Genomic DNA, 15,997 nt, shown 5'->3' on the forward strand with positions numbered 1-15,997 from the left:
CGGCGGCTCGCGCGGCCGCCAAGGCGGCGCTACAAGGCCGGATGCGCAGTCCGGAAACCACGGCGCCAAAGGCGCTCTCTACGCTTGAACTCGTCGCCATGGTGGCGGCGCTTTCGGCGTTGAACGCGCTTGCCATCGACATCATGCTGCCCGCGCTGCCGGACATTGCACGCGACTTCTCGCTCGCGAACGACAACGACCGCCAGCTTGTAGTCGTCTCGTACGTCGCCCTGTTCGGGGTTTCGCAGCTGGTCTACGGCCCGCTCGCCGACACATTCGGCCGGCGCAGCGTGCTGATCTATGCCCTCGGGATCTACATCGTCGGCTCGGTGCTTTGCGTTGTCGCGCCGAACTTCGAACTCTTCCTCGCCGCGCGCGCGATGCAGGGTGTCGGCGCCGCCGCGACGCGCGTGATCGCCACCGCCGTCGTGCGCGACCTCACCGAAGGTCGGCGCATGGCGCAAGTCATGTCGATGGCGATGACCGTGTTCATGATCGTGCCGATCGTCGCGCCGGGGCTGGGACAGCTCATTCTCTTTGTCGCGCCGTGGCGCTGGATCTTCGGCGCGCTGCTGATCTACGCGCTGGTCGTGCTCGCCTGGGCGCTGATCCGACTGCCCGAGACGCTGAGGCCGGAGTATCGCGCACCCTTTCGGCCGCGCGAGATCGCCGCCAACTATCTCGCCGTCCTGCGCGAGCGTCAGACCGTCGGCTACATGCTCGCCACCACCTTCGTCACCGGCTGCCTGTTCGGCTACATCACCTCGTCTGAACAGATCTTCGTCGACTATTATGATCTCGGCGCGGCGTTTCCGCTCGCCTTCGGCGCGATCGCGATCGCTATCTCTGCTGGCACCTTCTTGAACTCACGCCTCGTGGTGAAGCACGGCATGCGCCGGCTTTCGCACGTCACGTTGATCGCCTTCACGCTGATCGCCGCCGTGATCGGCGCGCTGGCGGCGCTCGGCCTCGCGACGTTCTGGGTGTTCTTCGGCCTAATGGCGCTGGCCTTCGCCATGTTCGGGCTGATCTCGAGCAACTTCAACGCCCTCGCGATGGAGCCGGTCGGCCGTATCGCCGGCTCCGCCTCGGCGCTTTACGGCGCGGTCTCCGCCACCGGCGGCGCCATTGCCGGCGGGCTGATCGCGCGCGCCTTCGACGGCACGCCGGCGCCGTTCGCGCTTGGACTTGCGCTCTCAGGCCTCGCCACTCTGGTTACGATCGTATGGACGGAGCGCGGGCGCCTGTTCGACGCCAGCCCGCGCCTGCCCTAGTTCTGCACCCGGCTGCCGAAGCGCAGATCGTCGCGCGGGCGCACATGCACGGTGCTGCGGCCGTAGTCGATGGCGAGCCCGCGCGCTTGCGAGAGCACGTCCATGCCCACCAGCAGCGTCGGCTCGTCCTGCAGCCCCCAGAAACTGAAAATGTGGAAGTCGCCGACGAAGGCGGTGATATTGCGGACCTCCAATTCGCCGATGCTGAGGCGCTGCACCAGCATGGCGCGGTTCAGGATTACGCGATCGCCGGCGGTGTAGGCGATCGCGTAATCGATCTGGCGCCGGTTGTCGCGAACCCGCGCGTTCAAGGCGTCGCGCAATGCATTGTTGGCGAGGGAGGAGTCCGAGCCGGTGTCGATCAGCAGATTGACACGCACGCCGTTGATGTGACCGCGCACGACGACGAGGTGACCGAAGCGCAACTCCCCGCGAATGGTGGCCCAACCGCGCAGGCGCCGCGCTTCGTCCGAGGGAACGATTTCGATGCAGTTACGCTCAAAATCCATTCTGAGCCGGCGCCCTCGCATGCCGTCAACGCCCAAGAGCCCCTGCTCGCCCGCGAGCACAGCGCCGTGCAGCATCGGCATCGCCGAACCGGCAAGCGAAAGCTCGCCGTAACGAAGCGAATCCACTTCGACCAGCGGCGCGGTAGAGACGCCATGCACGGAGTGAACCTGGCCTGAGCCGACCGGCGCCAGGCCGAGCTGTTCCGCCAGCGCCTGAGACACGACGGATCGGTTCGCGCCGGTGTCGACGATGAATCGATAGGGGCCCTGCCCGTTGACGCTGACCGGCGCGACCACGCGCCCGAGCCGATCCGATCGCGTCGGCCCGAGCGCGAAATCTTCGGGACGGGCGTCCTGATAGGCGGCGAGATCAGGCGCGTCGATACACTCCGCCGACGCGGCGGTGGCGGCCGCGACCGCGCTGACGACCATCGCGACGAAACGGGCGAACGCTCCCATGACGACGACCTTGATCCGGTGCGCCGCCCCGCGCCAGTGACGATCCGCTCAACTTCTTGCGAGGCTCGACGAAAAGCGCCGGCCATGCGACGGAAGGCCATGATCGAGCGGACCACCCTTACCAGCAAAATCGACGGCTTCGAGGTCGCGGCGCTGATTGCGCAGCCGAAAACCAACCCCGTCGGCGGCGTTGTGGTGATCCAGGAAATCTTCGGCTTGACCGAGCACATCGGCGACATGTGCCGCGTGTTCGCAGATGCGGGATACGCGTGCGTCGCGCCAAGCCTGTTCGATCGCATCGAACGCGATTTCCACGCCGCGCACGATCCGGAGGGCGTCAAGAAAGGCGCAGCCGCCGTGAAGGCCTCGCCCTGGCCGCAGGTGGTTTCGGACATTCAGGCGGCCATCGATGCGCTGCCGCAACCGGTCTATGTCACCGGCTTCTGCTACGGCGGCGCCGCGACCTGGATGGCGGCGGCGAGATGCGCCGGGCTCAAAGCCGCAACCTGCTTCTATGGCCGCCTGATCGCCGACCTGCTCGACATCCCGCCACAAGTTCCGGTGATGCTGCACTACGGCGCGCATGACGCCTCGATCCCACCGGAGAATTACGAGCGCGTGCGGCTGGCGGCGCCCGATGCGCCTCTCTATCTCTACGACGCCGGGCACGGCTTCTGCCGCGCCGGCAGCAACGATTTCCACGCGACGTCACGGGAGCTCGCGCTCTCGCGCACGCTCGACTGGTTCGCGCGCTGGCGCTGAGGAGGGTTCATGGCGATCGATCACGTCTCCGTCGGCGTCACCAACATGAAGCGCTCCAAAGCGTTCTACGACGCTGCACTCGCGCCGCTCGGCATGCAGCCGGTTATGCCGGTGGAGTACGGCGGCCAGCTCGTCGCCGTCGGATACGGTCAGCCCGGCAAGCCGGCGTTCTGGATCGGCCTGCCGATCAATGGCCAGCCGGCGAGCATGGGCAACGGCGTCCATATCGCCTTCCGTGCGGAGACGCGCGCGGCCGTCGACGCGTTCTTCCTCGCCGCACTCGATCAAGGCGGCATCGAGGACGGCCGCCCCGGCCTGCGCACCGAGTATCACCCCGACTACTATGGCGCTTTCGTCCGCGATCCGGACGGCAACAAGATCGAAGCCGTCAGCCACGCGCATGAATGACGACGCGCCCGTCGCCATCATTGGCGCGGGCCCTGCAGGATTGATTGCGGCGGACGTGCTGAGCGCGGCCGGCCGGCGCGTCGTCGTTTGCGAGCGCATGCCGAGTGTTGCGCGCAAATTCCTGATGGCTGGGCGCGGCGGCTTTAACCTCACGCATTCGGAACCGTTCGAGCGCTTTATGACCCGCTATGGCGCAGCCGCGGCGCGGCTTGCGCCGATGCTCGAAGCGTTCACGCCAGCGGATTTGGTCGCGTGGGTGGAGGGACTTGGACAGGAGACGTTCGTCGGCTCCAGCGGCCGCGTCTTTCCGAAGGCGATGAAAGCCTCGCCCTTGCTGCGGGAGCTGCTGCGGCGCTTGGCTGATCGGGGCGTCGTCATCCACACCAACACGACTTGGCTCGGTTGGAATGGCGATGGGACGCTGCGCCTCGCCGCTGGCGGCGCAGCGCCATCATTGGACGCGAGTGCGACATTGCTTGCGCTGGGCGGCGCGAGTTGGCCGAAGCTCGGCTCCGACGGCGCCTGGACGAGGACGCTCGAGGCGCGCGGCGTCGAGCTGGCGCCGTTCAGGCCGAGCAATGCAGGCTTCTGCGTTGCTTGGAGCGAACACTTGCGCTCCCGCTTCGCCGGCCAGCCGCTCAAGACCATCGCCATCCGGTTTGGCGAACGCGAAGCGCGCGGCGAAGCCATGATCACGCACTACGGCATCGAAGGCGGCGCGATTTATGCGCTGTCGTCCGAGCTCCGCGACAACGTTCCGGCGACGATCGCGATCGACCTGCGCCCCGCGCTTACGTCGACAGAGATCGCTGTCAAGCTGGCGCGCGCCAAACGCGGCGACACGCTCTCCTCCACCCTGCGCAAAACGCTCGGCCTTTCGCCGCTTGCGATCGCGCTGCTGCACGAAAGCGGTCCGCCGCCGCGTGGAGCGGAGGATCTCGCCCGGCTGATCAAAGCCGTTCCCGTTCGCCTCGTCGCGGCGCAAGGGCTCGATCGCGCGATTTCGAGCGCCGGCGGCGTGCGGTGGGCTGCCGTGGACGAGGACCTCCAATTTCGCGCGATCCCCGGCGCTTATGTCGCCGGCGAGATGCTGGACTGGGAGGCGCCCACCGGCGGTTATCTGCTGCAAGCCTCGTTCGCGACCGGCGTCTGGGCCGCCCGCGCCATACTACGGCGCGGCGGCGCCGATCGTTAGGGCGGTTTCCCGCAGCCGCGTCACGTCCTGAACCGGCGGCGCGCCGAACAGGCGCCGATACTCGCGGCTGAACTGGGATGGACTTTCATAGCCGACTTCGTGCGCAGCGTTCGCGGCATCCATGGACTCAGCGAAGATTAGGCGCCGCGCTTCCTGCAGCCGCATCTGCTTTTGATATTGCAATGGGCTGAGCGAGGTCACTTGTTTGAAGTGGAGATGCAGCGCCGAGGCGCTCATGCGCGCTTCGGACGCGAGCGTCTCGATCGAGAACGCTTCGCGATAGTTCGTTTTGATCCAGTTGATCGCTCGGGTGACCTGGCTGAGCTTGGAATCGGCATGCGCCAGCTGGCGCAGCCGCGCGCCGTATTCGCCGGCCAAAAGACGATAGAGCAGTTCGCGCTCCGCCAGCGGCGCGAGCACCGGAATGTCGCGGGGCGTATCCGCCAAGCGCAGCAGACGCAGCGCCGCATCGAGCAACTCCGGCGTCACCGGACTGAGCGCCACGCCGGGCGCGGGATCGCCCGCATCGGCCGGGCCCATCTCCAGCGCGAGCGCCGCGAGCATGGCGCGGTCGATCTCGAGCTTGAAGCAGAGATACGGCTTCTCCGCGCTCGCCTCGATCACCTGCCCGATCACCGGCACGTCGACCGAGGCGGCGAGAAAGCGGCTCGAATCGTAATCGAGCGACTGCTCGCCAATCAGCACGCGCTTCTTGCCCTGCACGACGAGGCAAATGGCCGGTTCGTGTAGAGAATGGAGCGGTTGCGTCGGCGTCGAGAAGCGGAACAGCTTCACGCGCGGGATCGCGGTTTGGACTGCGCCATCGGCGGGCCCGGCACATTTCGCAATCAGCTCAATGAGTTCGGTGAACCGATCCATGGCGCAGGTCCTGTTTTGGGCAATCTGACGCTAACAGATCTGGGCACGATAACGAGCGATGACAATGCAGGTTTGGAGAAATAGGCAATCATGGCGGAGGCCTGTTCTACCGCTGGCGCCGCCTCATCCCGCATCTTCTCCCGTGTCGCCGGCGCGCTCCGCCGGCTCCCGAAATCCACGGAGATCCGCAATGTCCATCCAAGGCAAAATCGTCGCCATCACCGGCGCTTCGAGCGGCATCGGCGAAGCGACCGCGCGCGAACTCGCCAAACGCGGCGCAACCGTCGTCGTCGGCGCCCGCCGCACCGTCCGGCTCGAGAAACTCGTCGCCGATCTGCGCGCGCAAGGCGCGACGGCGGAGTTCACCGCGCTCGATGTCACCAGCCGCGACAGCGTTCAAGATTTCGTCCGCTTCGCCGCAGAGCGCTTCGGCAAGCTCGACGCGCTCGTCAACAACGCGGGCGTCATGCCGCTCTCGCCGCTCGAGGCGCTGAAGGTCGACGAATGGGAGCAGATGGTCGACGTGAACATCAAGGGCGTGCTCTACGGCATCGCCGCGGCGCTGCCGGTGTTCGCCCGCCAAGGCTACGGCCACGTGATCAACACGTCCTCGATCGCCGCCTATCGCGCGATCCCGACCGGCGCCGTCTATTGCGCCACAAAGGCTGCGGTGAACTTCATCACCGAAGGTCTGCGCCAAGAGAACAAGTACGTCCGCACTACGATCATCTCGCCGGGCGTGACGGAATCTGAACTGGCGCACACGATCACGCATGAAGCGACAGCCAAGTTCATCGACGACTATCGCAAGACCATCATCCCGGCCGACGCCATCGCCCGTGCGATCGCCTACGCCATCGAACAGCCCGACGGCATCGACGTGAATGAGATCGTCGTCCGCCCCACCGCTGCGAACTGAGGAGCGCCGATGCTCGTCCCTAAACCCACGCACACGGTCGTCGACGGCGGCGATCCGGGCACCTTCGTCGGGCTCTGGAAAAGCGCGAGCGGCTATTTCGGCCGCAAGCTCCTCCCGGACGGCCGCTTCGTCGAGATGCGCGGCGAACGCAGGAACGCCAGCGAAGGCAATTACCGCGTCGAAGGGGCGCGCATCGCGTTCGAAAACGACGCAGGCGGCGTCATAGGCGGCGCATTCCGGGATGGCGCCCTGATTTACAAGGGAATGACCTTCTACAAGGTCAATTGAACCCAGCGGCAGGGTGGGCGTTCACCTGGGCAGCGCCCGCCCTTGCCGCGCCGGGGGGCCCCTGCTAGCAAGCGCGCCTTCCCGCAGGACCGTCATGCCGCAAGCTTCCGCCACGATGAACGTGATGATCGCCGCCGCCCGCAAAGCGGCGCGGGCGCTCGCGCGCGATTTTGGCGAAGTAGAGAACCTGCAGGTCTCGCGCAAAGGCCCCAGCGACTTCGTTTCCTCCGCTGACATCAAGGCCGAGAAGACGATCTTCGAAGAACTCTCCAAGGCGCGCCCCGGCTACGGCTTCGTCATGGAAGAGCGCGGCGTCGTCGAAGGCACCGACAAGACCAATCGCTGGCTGGTCGACCCGCTCGACGGCACCAGCAACTTTCTGCACGCGATCCCGCATTTCGCCATCTCGATCGGGCTCGAGCGCGAGGGCGTGCTCGTAGCGGGCGTCGTTTACAACGTGGTGCGCGATGAGCTGTTCTGGGCCGAGAAGGGCATGGGCGCTTATCTCAACGATCGCCGCCTGCGCGTCGCCGGCCGCAGCGACATGCGCGACGCGCTGTTCGCGACCGGCACGCCGTTCCACGGCAAGCCGGGTCACGCCAAGGCGCTTGGCGAAATCGAACGCGTGATCGCAAAGAGCGCCGGCATGCGCCGCTTCGGGGCGGCCGCGCTCGACCTCGCCTACGTCGCGGCGGGTCGTTTCGACGGCTATTGGGAGCGCGGCCTTAACGCCTGGGACATCGCTGCCGGCGCTGTGCTGGTGCGCGAAGCCGGCGGCGTCGTGACCGAGATCGACGGCGACGATTTCATGAAGACCGGCGCTGTCGTAGCGGCAAACGAACGCCTCCTGCCGGCGCTGACGCAGGCCGTTCGCGGCAGTTGATCGCGAGGCTCTGGTCGTGAACACTGGCAGCTCATAAGGCTCGCCCCGCCCGGGGACGGGGCGGAGGAAACGCTTGACCACATCCAAGGGCGCTGAACGGAAGATTTCCTATTGGGAGATCGCGGCTTTCGCTGCGCCCGCGGCGCCGCTGCTGGCGCTTTCGCTGCCGGTGATCATCTTCCTGCCGCCGCACTTCGCCGAGCATCTCGGCCTGCCGCTCTGGGCGGTTTCCGCAATATTCCTCGGCGCGCGCGTGTTCGATCTCCTGATCGATCCGTGGCTCGGCGGCTTGCAAGACCGCACCGAGTCACGTTTCGGGAGGCGCCGCTTCTGGCTCGGCCTCAGCACGCCATTCTTGATGGTTTTGCTCTGGCTCGTCTTCCTCGGCCTGCCGCAAGGCGTGCCCCCGCTGGCGGCCGGGCTCGCCGTGTTCGTGATGTACATCGCCTACGCCAGCATGATGATCGCGCACCTCGGCTGGGCTGGCGAGCTGCAGCCGACGTATCACGGCCGAACGCATGTGCTGGGCGCTGTGCAAACTGCCGGCATGATCGGCCAGGTGCTAATGCTGGTGATCGCCGGCGTGGTCGCGCAGGGATTCAACGGCTCCAACGCCGACGCCGTCCACGCGATGGGCTGGACGCTGCTTGCGCTGGCGCCGATCACCGCTTGGATGGCGCTGACGTTTGTCCGCGAGCCCTACCGGCCGCCACAACCGCACATGTCGCTGCGCGATACGCTTGGCACATTGTTCGCCAACAAACTCGCCATGCGCGTGCTGCTGCCGGATCTTTTGCTGGGGATCGCGCAAGGCGCCTCGGGCGGGCTCTTCCTGTTCTACTTCCAGTTCGTTCTCCGCTTCGAAGGCGAGGCGCAGACTCTGCTGGCGATCTATTTCATCGCCGGCCTCGTCGGCGTGCCGATCTGGTGGTGGGCGGCCCGTCGCTTCGGCAAGCACATCGCGCTACAGGGCGCGCTGGTGTTCGGCAGTGTGACGACCGCGGGACTCTTGTTCCTGCCGGCGGGAAATTTTGCCGTGGTCGCGCCGTTGATGGCGATCGCCGGCTTGGCGCAAGGCGGCGGCGTCTTGCTGACGCGCGCGCTAATGGCGGACGTCGTCGATGAAGACGAGCTGCGCACCGGTGCGCGCCGCTCCGGGCTCTATTTCGGTGTGATGCTCACGACCTCGAAGTTAGGCGTGGCGGCGGGCCCGCTTACCTACGCGGTGCTCGGATTGGTCGGTTTCGCGCCCGCGCTGGGCGCCGACAACAGCGCCACTGCGCTCGGCATGCTGAGCTTCCTGTTCATCGGCGTTCCGATCGCGCTCTACCTCGCATCCGCGCTTTCCTTGAACGGCTATCCGCTCGACGAGAAAGCCCAGGCCGAGCTTCACGCCGCCATCGAGGCGCGCCACGCGGCGAACAGCGAGAACACTTTGGGTCCGGTGACCAAGTAGCGTTTCCACATGCGGCTCGGCTCGCTGGCGAGCCGATGCAGCCATTCGAGCCCCGCCCGGCGCATCCAAAGCGGCGCCCGCTGGACGCGGCCGGAGAGAAAGTCGAGCGCCGCGCCGACGCAGAGGCCGACGCCGCGCGCACCGCCATGCTGCCTCATCGCGTAAGCGATCAGCTCCTGCTGCGGCGCGCCGACGCAAACGAAGGTGAAGCGCGACGGCTGCTGCGCCGCGTAAGCGGCGGCGGCGACGATCGCCTCCGGCTTGTTGCGCAGACCCGCCGGCGCCCTATGCCAGCGCACGTCAGTGAGGCCATAGCGATCCTTCAAAGCTTCGATCTGCTCGCGGTCGCCGCCAATGATGGTCACCGGCTCGTGACGGTCGATCACACTGTCGAGCAGGCGTTCGGCTAGATCGGCGCCCGTCGCCACCGGCAGCGTCAGCGCAGCGCGTTTGGCGAGCCTTTCCAGGATACGGCTGTCGTTCAGCAACAGCCAGGCGCGATCGTAGAGCGCCCGGCGCGCCGGCTCGTTCGAGAGGCCGACGACATGGTCGACATTCGGCGTCGCCACGTAAGCGAACGGGAGATCGAGGCTGGCGCGCGCGGCCACGGCGTCCACCGCCGCGTCAAGGTCCAAGCCGCTGAATTGAAGGTCGAGAAAGTCCACTCCGCGCGTTGCGAGCGCGCCGCCGTCGAAGGCCATGTCGATTAACCCAAACGTTGCTTTAACTTCGTTTGAGCGCCCTATGCAGAAACCGGGCCGGATGAATCGCGTCGCGCGCGCTTTGCGGCAACAGCGCCGGTTCGCCGCACATTTCCGCAGCGATGATCTCGCCCAGCAGCGGCGCGCTGGTGAGCCCGCGCGCGCCGAGGCCGCCGATAACGTAAACGCCGTCATGCGCCGGCGGCGCGGCGTCCATCTCGATCCTGCCTCCGTGCGCGAGCGGCGCGTACTGGGCGAGCCACCTCTCCGAGTCGGGCAACAGACCCGCAATCGGCGCGCGATCCGGCGTCGTCACGCGCAGCGCGGCGCGGGAGCGGAGCGAGGAAACATCGACACCCGCGGCGATCTCCGGGGCCAGCTCGCGCAGCGCCGCCAGATTGCGGCGGCGGGAGGTTTCGTCCGGCGCCGAAGCGGCTGCATCTTCGGCCTTGTCGAACGTCGCGCCGAACAGCACGCGGCCTTCGAACGGGGCGACGTAGCTGCCGCGCACCTTGGCGTGCGCCGGCGCCGGCCCCTCGCCCCATTCCACTTGGCCACGCGAGAGCTGCAGCGGAAGAAACTGCGCCGGCCCGAACTGCCGAAGCGCTGCGCCGCAGGCGAGCACGACAGCGTCCGCCTTCATCAGCGCCCGCCCATCCGGCGCGCGCAGGATCCAGCCGCCATCAGCGCGCTCGATGGCGTGCGCCGGCGACTCGAACAGAACGTGCGCCCGCGCAAGCATCGCCGCGGCGGCGGCGACGGGGCGCACCAGACCGGCGCGCGCGTGCAGCGCCGCGCCATGCGCCAGGCCGCTGAACCAATCGTGCGGCAGCGGCGGATCGGCGATGAGGTCGGCCAGCGCCTCTCCGTCCGCGTCCGGCAATTGTTCGACGCCGCAGCGTTCGAACACGCCCAGGTCTTCGTAAGCCGCGACAGCGTGGAGATACGCCGCGAGATGGAAGCTCTGCAGCACGCCGCCGCGATCGAGCCGCGGCATCACCAGCCCCGCTGGATTGCCGCTGGCGCCGGCGCCCAGCGTGCGCGCCGCCTCGAGCACGATGGTTTCGATCCCGCGCAGGCCGAGCGCGTGCGCGATCGAAGCGCCTGCGATCCCAGCGCCGATGATCGCGACGCGTTTCGGCTGGACGGCGGCGTACGGATAAGTCGCCGCGCCGGCGGTTGCGGGGCGATTCGTCCGCGCTTCGCCTGCAGGCAGCGTCGCCTCGAGCCGCTCGCGCTTGGCGCCGAAGCCGGGCTTCTTCTCGACCTCGAACCCAGCGGCTGCGAGGCCGCGGCGCACATCGCCGGCGACGGTAAAAGTCGCCAGCCGGGCGCCCGGAGCGCTGAGGCGGGCGATCTGGTGGAATAGATCCGCCGACCACATCGCCGGATTTCGCGCCGGCGCGAAGCCGTCCAGGAACCAGGCGTCGAACGCGCCGCTGAGCGTCGGCAGGATTTTGGCCGCCTCGCCGATGTGCAGTGTCAGGCTGAGGCCGTCCGCGGGAAACCAGAGCCGCTGCGGCGCGTACGCGCGCACGGGCCAACGCGCCAACAGCTGCGCCGCAAGCTCCGACACCTCGGGAAACTGCGCCAGCGCGCGGGCCGCGTCGTCCTTTGCGAGCGGGTATGCCTCCACACTGGAGATATGCAATTGCGCATGGGGTAGCCGGGTGTTTTTCCAGGCTCGCCACGCGGCCAAAACGTTCAGTCCCGTGCCGAAACCGAGCTCGCAGAGAGCGAAACGATCCTTGTTTCGCCAGCCTTCGGGCAAGCCGCACCCCGCCAAGAAAACGGCTTCGCTCTCGGCCAAGCCGCCACGGCGGGAGAAGTAAACGTCGTCGAACGCGCGCGCGCGCGGGGCGGCTTCCTCGCTCCAGTCGAGTTCGGGCTGCGGCGGCAAACGGGACATTGGCGGAAGCCTAAACGCAAATGAGCCGCCCTTTCGGGCGGCTCATCGCGATAACTACGTCCGTAGTTCGATTACGGAGTGGTCGCCGGCGGCGTGGTGGTCGCAGCCGGGTCAGCCGGAGCCGCAGCCGGGTCGGTCGGCGCCGCAGCCGGATCGGTCGGAGCCGCAGCCGGATCAGCCGCCGGTTCCGTCGTTTCGGTCGCCGCAGCCGGCTCTTCCGTGGTCGTCGTCGTTTGGCCGCAGGCCGCGACGCCGAAGGCGAGAACGGCAGCGGCAGCCGCCGCCATGCCCAACTTGAACTTCGTCATAGGTTCTACCCCTCGTCTCAGCGTCGGGGTCTACCCCCAACGCGGGAGGCGACTCCATGCCAAGGATTAACCGCATTGGCAAGCGGTACGGGCCCGAATGACCATGCAATTACGCATAGGTTCGGGCAGGGAACTCAAGTCTACTGTCAGCCTTCCGCTGCGGCTGCCAACGCTTCTTCGAGCTGCGCGAAGCTCGGCTGCATGTGCGTGGGCACCGAGCCGCGCCCGATTTCCACCGAAACCTGCGCCGCGTTGCCGTGCAGATGCGCAACGAGGACGTCGCGGATGATTTTGTAGAACTGCGCGTCGTGTTCGGTCACGGCGTTGAGGCGCGCGGCCATCGGGCCGACGATACCGTAGGCCAGAAACACGCCCAAGAACGTGCCGACCAGGGCCTTGCCGATCATGAGGCCAAGGATTTCCGGCGGCTCGTTGATTGCGCCCATCGTCTTCACGATGCCGAGCACGGCGGCGACGATGCCGAGCGCGGGAAGGCCGTCCGCCATCGTCTGCAGCGCATGCGCGGGATGCAGGCTCTCGTGATGGTGTTTTTCGATCTGCTTTTCCATCGCGTCCTCGACCTGGTGCGGGTCGTCGAGGTTCATCGTCATCATCCGCAGCGTGTCGCAGATGAAATGCACCACGAAGTGGTCTTTGCAGAGCTTTGGATACTTCTGGAAAATCGGGCTCTCTTCGTGCTTCTCGATGTGCGCTTCGAGCGCGACGATGCCCTTCGTCTTCATCAGCTTGGTCAGCTGGAAGAGCAGCGAAAGCAGATCCTGGTAGTCTTTCTTATTCCACTTCGGCCCGGACATGACCTTGCCGAAGCCGCCCATAACGCCTTTGAGGCCGTCCATGTCGTTGGAGATGATGAGGGCGCCGACGGCGGCGCCGAAGATCATCATGAACTCCATCGGCGCGGCTTCGATGATGACTTCGAAATGGCCGCCGGCGAGCATGAAGCCGCCGAACACCATCCCGAACACCACGACGAGGCCGATAATAGGAAACATGGATAACGCGCGTTTACCGAAGGCGTTCTGCCGACATCGCGTTATGCCCGACCGCGCTTAACGCGCCGTTTCGGCTGTTAGCCTTTCTGCTTCGTTTGCTGATTTCCGCTTCGTCAACGCCCTTTCCCGCGACGCCGGGCCAGCGTAGCAAGGCCGCGCACAAGGCTCATGCCAGACACCCAGCCACCCTTGCCTGAAGCTGCGCGCGCCGATCCGCGCGCACCGATCGGACGCAACCGCCAATTCCGGCTGCTGTTCATCTGCCTGCTGGTCATCGGCGCGGGCAATTCGATGCTGCTCGCGGTCGCGCCGCCGCTCGTGCGCGAACTCAAGCTGCCCGATTCGAGCGTCGGCTGGATCTTCTCGCTCTCGGCACTGCTGTGGGTGGTGATGAGCCCGGGCTGGGGCCGGCTCTCGGACCGTATCGGCCGCAAGCCCGTCGCCGCGCTCGGGCTCGGCGCCTACGCCGTCTCGATGGCGTCGTTCGGCGTCGTCGTGATGTTCGGGCAAGCGGGCTTCATCGCAGGCGCTTGGCTATTCACGTGGCTCATGCTGGCGCGCGCGATCTTCGGCGCGTTCGGCTCGGCCTCCTCCCCCGCCGCGCAAGCCTATATCGCCGACCGCACCACGCGCCTCGAACGCACCGAGCAGCTCGCCGGCCTCACTGCGGCGTTCGCATTGGGCCAGGCCTTCGGCCCCGCCATCTGCGCCGCGCTGGCGGCGAAGTTCGGACTCGTATTTCCGATCTGGCTGGTCGCAGTGCTGGCTGCGATCGCGTCATTCATGATCTGGCGCTTCCTGCCGGAAAACACGCCGCCGAAAAGCGAACGGCCGAAAGGCGAATGGCGCGAGTCGCTCGCGCTGGTGACCGACCGGCGCCTCTCGGCGTTTCTGCTCTACGGCTTCGCGCTCTCAGTGGTCGCCGGCGTCACCGTGCAGGTGTTCGGCCTCTTCACCATGGACCGCCTGAACGCGGCCGGCGAACGCGGCGCCGAGCTCACCGCCGCTGGGTTCATGGTCAATGCGCTGGCGCTGCTCGCCACGCAGATGGCGATCCTGCCGCGCCTGAAGCTCGGTCCGCGTGGATTGATGGCGTGGGGCGCGGGCCTGCTCGCGCTCGGCGTCGGCGTGCAGATTATCGCCGACACCCTCGCGGCCTTGCTGGTGGCGCAGGCGGTGCAGGGCTTGGGCGCAGGGCTGGCGCGGCCAGGCTTCACCGGCGGCGCCTCGGTCGCCGTGAAGCCGGAAGAGCAAGGCAGCGCCGCCGGACTCGTCGTGGCCGCCAATGGCGCAGGCTTCGTGTTCTCGCCCGTGATCGGCGGCGTCGTCTACGAAACCGTCGACATGAACGCGCCGCTGATCATCATGCTGGTTCTGCTGCTGGCGATGATGGCGTTCGCGCTGCGGAGCCGGCGCCTGCGCAACGCCGCCGCGCTGGACACGCCGCCAAGCGAGCCGCCGCCGAGTTAGGTGCTAGCGATGAGGACCCGCGCGTTCGCGCACGGCAGGATGGCGCCCGAACCTAACCCCTAACCCCTAACTCCTAGAACCCAGACCCTACAGAGCCGCCCGCGCCGCTTCCAGGACGATATCTGTCGCGCGGCCGCGCACTTCCATGCCGCGCGCGCGCTCGAACGCGCGAATCGCATTGCGCGTGCGCGTGCCGATGACGCCGTCCGCCGTTCCGGCGCTGTAACCCAGGCGATTGAGCGTGCGCTGCAGTTCGCGCACGCCGCGCCGGTCGAGACCGCGCGGTTCGCGCTCCGGCTCGGTCGCGACGCCGGCGCGCGCACGAACTTCGTTGAGCAGCGACGCGGTCGGGAAGCCGTCCGCCGGCAGGTTCTGCGCCGCCTGGAACGCGCGCACGGCGCGCCGCGTGCCGCTGCCGAACAGGCCGTCGACAGCGCCGGCGTCGTAGCCGAGGCCATTCAGCAGCGTCTGTAGTTCGAGCGTCTGCTCACGGTTCAAAGAGCCAATCTGCGTCGGCCACGGCCGCACCAGCGCGCTGGCGCGTCCGTCCATCGCCCGCGCCAGCAGCGAGACGACCAGCGCATAGCGATCCGAATTGTTATAGCGGCGGATCACACCGAAGTTGTGATGCAGCAGGAGCGCGGGGCCCTGCGCGCCCGCCGGAAGCCATAGCTGCGCCTGCAAATTCTCACTGCCCGCCCACGGCTCGCCATTGATCCGAGTGACGCCTCGCGCGGCCCAGTCCGCGACTGAGCGCATCGTGCCGTCGGCGAGCGAATAGTCGAACTGATTGGGCAGCCGCACTTCGTCGAACACCGGCTCGCCGCGCCGCCAACCGCGATCCTGCAGATAGTGCGCGATCGAAGCGGCGACGTCGCCGCGATTGTTCCAGATGTCGCGATGACCGTCGCCGTCCCAATCGACGGCCGTGGTGAGATAGACGTCCGGCATGAATTGCGGCTGCCCGAGCGCGCCCGCCCAGGACGAAGACAGCTGCTCCTGGCTCGCCAGCCCACGCTCCACCATCTCCGCAAGCGCTAGCAGATAGCCCTCGAACTGCGCCCGGCGGCGGCCTTCGTAGGCGAGCGTCGACAGCGCCGTCTGCGCATTCCAGTTGAGCGCCGCATCGCCGTAATTGCTCTCGAGCCCCCAGATGCCGAGGATGATGCCGCTCGGCACGCCGTACCGCTGCTCGACCCCGGTCAGCGTGTCGCCCAGGCCCGCCTTCAACGCCCGCCCGTCGTCGATCCGGCGCTCTGTGACCCGGTTGTTCACGTAGTCCCAAACCGGGCTGACGAATTCGGGCTGGCGCTGGTCGAGTTCGATCACCCGCTCGTCCGGGCTGACGCCCCGCAGCAGCCGGGCGAGGACGGCCGGATCGCGGCCCCGCGCCACCGCCCGGCGGGCGAAATCGTCGCGCCAGGCGTCGAACGCGGCGTTCCCCGAACTTTGGAAGCTGGGCGGCGGCGGGGTCTGCTGAGCGCCGACACTGGTCGGCCCGCAGGCAATGGCCAGCGATACCGCCGCAGCCAGGATCACAGCACGCGCCATCCGCAACCTCTTC

The 15,997-nt window shown here is 67.3% G+C and carries 16 protein-coding genes; 9 read left to right on the forward strand and 7 right to left on the reverse strand.

Features of this window, described 5'->3' with window-relative positions:
- Nucleotides 1-41: 41 nt before the first annotated feature.
- The gene (locus VEA80_RS04310; RefSeq protein ID WP_325059464.1) at nt 42-1,274 is read left to right on the forward strand and encodes a multidrug effflux MFS transporter; all 1,233 of its coding nucleotides are present in this window, start codon (nt 42-44) and stop codon (nt 1,272-1,274) included.
- Here the strand turns inward: VEA80_RS04310 and VEA80_RS04315 are convergent.
- Entirely contained in the window at nt 1,271-2,242 is a 972-nt protein-coding gene (locus VEA80_RS04315) for a retroviral-like aspartic protease family protein (protein WP_325059465.1), read from the reverse strand. The two genes, VEA80_RS04310 and VEA80_RS04315, sit on opposite strands and share 4 nt — an antisense overlap.
- Nucleotides 2,243-2,326: 84 nt before the next feature.
- Here VEA80_RS04315 and VEA80_RS04320 point away from each other — a divergent pair, with 84 nt between their 5' ends.
- The 3 genes from VEA80_RS04320 to VEA80_RS04330 are packed head-to-tail and all read left to right on the forward strand — an operon-like array spanning nt 2,327 to nt 4,607.
- Nucleotides 2,327-3,004, forward strand: coding sequence for a dienelactone hydrolase family protein (locus tag VEA80_RS04320; RefSeq protein WP_325059466.1), 678 nt, complete (start codon nt 2,327-2,329; stop codon nt 3,002-3,004).
- A 9-nt stretch (nt 3,005-3,013) separates the two neighbouring features.
- Nucleotides 3,014-3,412: a VOC family protein gene (locus tag VEA80_RS04325; RefSeq protein ID WP_325059467.1), complete on the forward strand. Its 399-nt coding sequence runs from the start codon at nt 3,014-3,016 to the stop codon at nt 3,410-3,412.
- Complete coding sequence (locus VEA80_RS04330; protein ID WP_325059468.1) at nt 3,405-4,607, forward strand: TIGR03862 family flavoprotein; 1,203 nt, start codon at nt 3,405-3,407, stop codon at nt 4,605-4,607. The genes VEA80_RS04325 and VEA80_RS04330 overlap by 8 nt, the downstream gene beginning before the upstream one ends.
- On the opposite strand, the gene VEA80_RS04335 is transcribed toward VEA80_RS04330, so the two are convergent.
- Nucleotides 4,581-5,486, reverse strand: a complete 906-nt coding sequence (locus VEA80_RS04335; RefSeq protein WP_325059469.1) for an AraC family transcriptional regulator — start codon at nt 5,484-5,486, stop codon at nt 4,581-4,583. The two genes, VEA80_RS04330 and VEA80_RS04335, sit on opposite strands and share 27 nt — an antisense overlap.
- Before the next feature lie 190 nt (nt 5,487-5,676).
- Between VEA80_RS04335 and VEA80_RS04340 the strand changes: the two genes are divergently transcribed.
- From VEA80_RS04340 to VEA80_RS04355, 4 genes are all read left to right on the forward strand, one after another.
- Entirely contained in the window at nt 5,677-6,405 is a 729-nt protein-coding gene (locus VEA80_RS04340) for an SDR family oxidoreductase (RefSeq protein ID WP_325059470.1), read from the forward strand.
- Nucleotides 6,406-6,414: 9 nt separating this feature from the next.
- Nucleotides 6,415-6,693, forward strand: a complete 279-nt coding sequence (locus tag VEA80_RS04345) for an Atu4866 domain-containing protein (protein WP_325059471.1) — start codon at nt 6,415-6,417, stop codon at nt 6,691-6,693.
- A 94-nt stretch (nt 6,694-6,787) separates the two neighbouring features.
- On the forward strand, nt 6,788-7,576 hold the full coding sequence (locus VEA80_RS04350) for an inositol monophosphatase family protein (protein WP_325059472.1): 789 nt from the start codon (nt 6,788-6,790) through the stop codon (nt 7,574-7,576).
- A 73-nt stretch (nt 7,577-7,649) separates the two neighbouring features.
- Nucleotides 7,650-9,032 (forward strand): MFS transporter, encoded by a 1,383-nt coding sequence (locus VEA80_RS04355; protein ID WP_325059473.1) that lies wholly within the window; start codon nt 7,650-7,652, stop codon nt 9,030-9,032.
- Here the strand turns inward: VEA80_RS04355 and VEA80_RS04360 are convergent.
- From VEA80_RS04360 to motA, 4 genes are all read right to left on the reverse strand, one after another.
- Complete coding sequence (locus VEA80_RS04360; RefSeq protein ID WP_325059474.1) at nt 8,966-9,733, reverse strand: WecB/TagA/CpsF family glycosyltransferase; 768 nt, start codon at nt 9,731-9,733, stop codon at nt 8,966-8,968. The two genes, VEA80_RS04355 and VEA80_RS04360, sit on opposite strands and share 67 nt — an antisense overlap.
- A 22-nt stretch (nt 9,734-9,755) precedes the next feature.
- The gene (mnmC, locus tag VEA80_RS04365; protein WP_325059475.1) at nt 9,756-11,642 is read right to left on the reverse strand and encodes a bifunctional tRNA (5-methylaminomethyl-2-thiouridine)(34)-methyltransferase MnmD/FAD-dependent 5-carboxymethylaminomethyl-2-thiouridine(34) oxidoreductase MnmC; all 1,887 of its coding nucleotides are present in this window, start codon (nt 11,640-11,642) and stop codon (nt 9,756-9,758) included.
- Nucleotides 11,643-11,713: 71 nt separating this feature from the next.
- Nucleotides 11,714-11,950: a hypothetical protein gene (locus tag VEA80_RS04370; RefSeq protein WP_325059476.1), complete on the reverse strand. Its 237-nt coding sequence runs from the start codon at nt 11,948-11,950 to the stop codon at nt 11,714-11,716.
- A gap of 146 nt (nt 11,951-12,096) precedes the next feature.
- Nucleotides 12,097-12,963 carry a flagellar motor stator protein MotA gene (motA, locus tag VEA80_RS04375; protein WP_325059477.1) on the reverse strand — a complete coding sequence of 289 codons (867 nt, stop codon included), beginning with the start codon at nt 12,961-12,963 and terminating at the stop codon, nt 12,097-12,099.
- Nucleotides 12,964-13,152: 189 nt separating this feature from the next.
- Between motA and VEA80_RS04380 the strand changes: the two genes are divergently transcribed.
- Complete coding sequence (locus VEA80_RS04380) at nt 13,153-14,433, forward strand: MFS transporter (protein WP_325059478.1); 1,281 nt, start codon at nt 13,153-13,155, stop codon at nt 14,431-14,433.
- An 87-nt stretch (nt 14,434-14,520) separates the two neighbouring features.
- Here the strand turns inward: VEA80_RS04380 and VEA80_RS04385 are convergent, their stop codons facing one another.
- Nucleotides 14,521-15,984: a lytic murein transglycosylase gene (locus VEA80_RS04385; protein ID WP_325059479.1), complete on the reverse strand. Its 1,464-nt coding sequence runs from the start codon at nt 15,982-15,984 to the stop codon at nt 14,521-14,523.
- Nucleotides 15,985-15,997 lie beyond the last annotated feature (13 nt).

Origin of the sequence: Vitreimonas sp., from assembly GCF_035627415.1 — a bacterium.
GTDB lineage: Bacteria > Pseudomonadota > Alphaproteobacteria > Caulobacterales > Aquidulcibacteraceae > Vitreimonas.

What these genes read in the sequence shown, in the direction of transcription:
- VEA80_RS04310 (WP_325059464.1), top strand. Translation starts at nt 42, where the DNA reads ATGCGCAGTCCGGAAACCACGGCGCCAAAGGCGCTCTCTACGCTTGAA.
- VEA80_RS04315 (WP_325059465.1), bottom strand. Translation starts at nt 2,242, where the DNA reads ATGGGAGCGTTCGCCCGTTTCGTCGCGATGGTCGTCAGCGCGGTCGCG.
- VEA80_RS04320 (WP_325059466.1), top strand. Translation starts at nt 2,327, where the DNA reads ATGCGACGGAAGGCCATGATCGAGCGGACCACCCTTACCAGCAAAATC.
- VEA80_RS04325 (WP_325059467.1), top strand. Translation starts at nt 3,014, where the DNA reads ATGGCGATCGATCACGTCTCCGTCGGCGTCACCAACATGAAGCGCTCC.
- VEA80_RS04330 (WP_325059468.1), top strand. Translation starts at nt 3,405, where the DNA reads ATGAATGACGACGCGCCCGTCGCCATCATTGGCGCGGGCCCTGCAGGA.
- VEA80_RS04335 (WP_325059469.1), bottom strand. Translation starts at nt 5,486, where the DNA reads ATGGATCGGTTCACCGAACTCATTGAGCTGATTGCGAAATGTGCCGGG.
- VEA80_RS04340 (WP_325059470.1), top strand. Translation starts at nt 5,677, where the DNA reads ATGTCCATCCAAGGCAAAATCGTCGCCATCACCGGCGCTTCGAGCGGC.
- VEA80_RS04345 (WP_325059471.1), top strand. Translation starts at nt 6,415, where the DNA reads ATGCTCGTCCCTAAACCCACGCACACGGTCGTCGACGGCGGCGATCCG.
- VEA80_RS04350 (WP_325059472.1), top strand. Translation starts at nt 6,788, where the DNA reads ATGCCGCAAGCTTCCGCCACGATGAACGTGATGATCGCCGCCGCCCGC.
- VEA80_RS04360 (WP_325059474.1), bottom strand. Translation starts at nt 9,733, where the DNA reads ATGGCCTTCGACGGCGGCGCGCTCGCAACGCGCGGAGTGGACTTTCTC.
- mnmC (WP_325059475.1), bottom strand. Translation starts at nt 11,642, where the DNA reads ATGTCCCGTTTGCCGCCGCAGCCCGAACTCGACTGGAGCGAGGAAGCC.
- VEA80_RS04370 (WP_325059476.1), bottom strand. Translation starts at nt 11,950, where the DNA reads ATGACGAAGTTCAAGTTGGGCATGGCGGCGGCTGCCGCTGCCGTTCTC.
- motA (WP_325059477.1), bottom strand. Translation starts at nt 12,963, where the DNA reads ATGTTTCCTATTATCGGCCTCGTCGTGGTGTTCGGGATGGTGTTCGGC.
- VEA80_RS04385 (WP_325059479.1), bottom strand. Translation starts at nt 15,984, where the DNA reads ATGGCGCGTGCTGTGATCCTGGCTGCGGCGGTATCGCTGGCCATTGCC.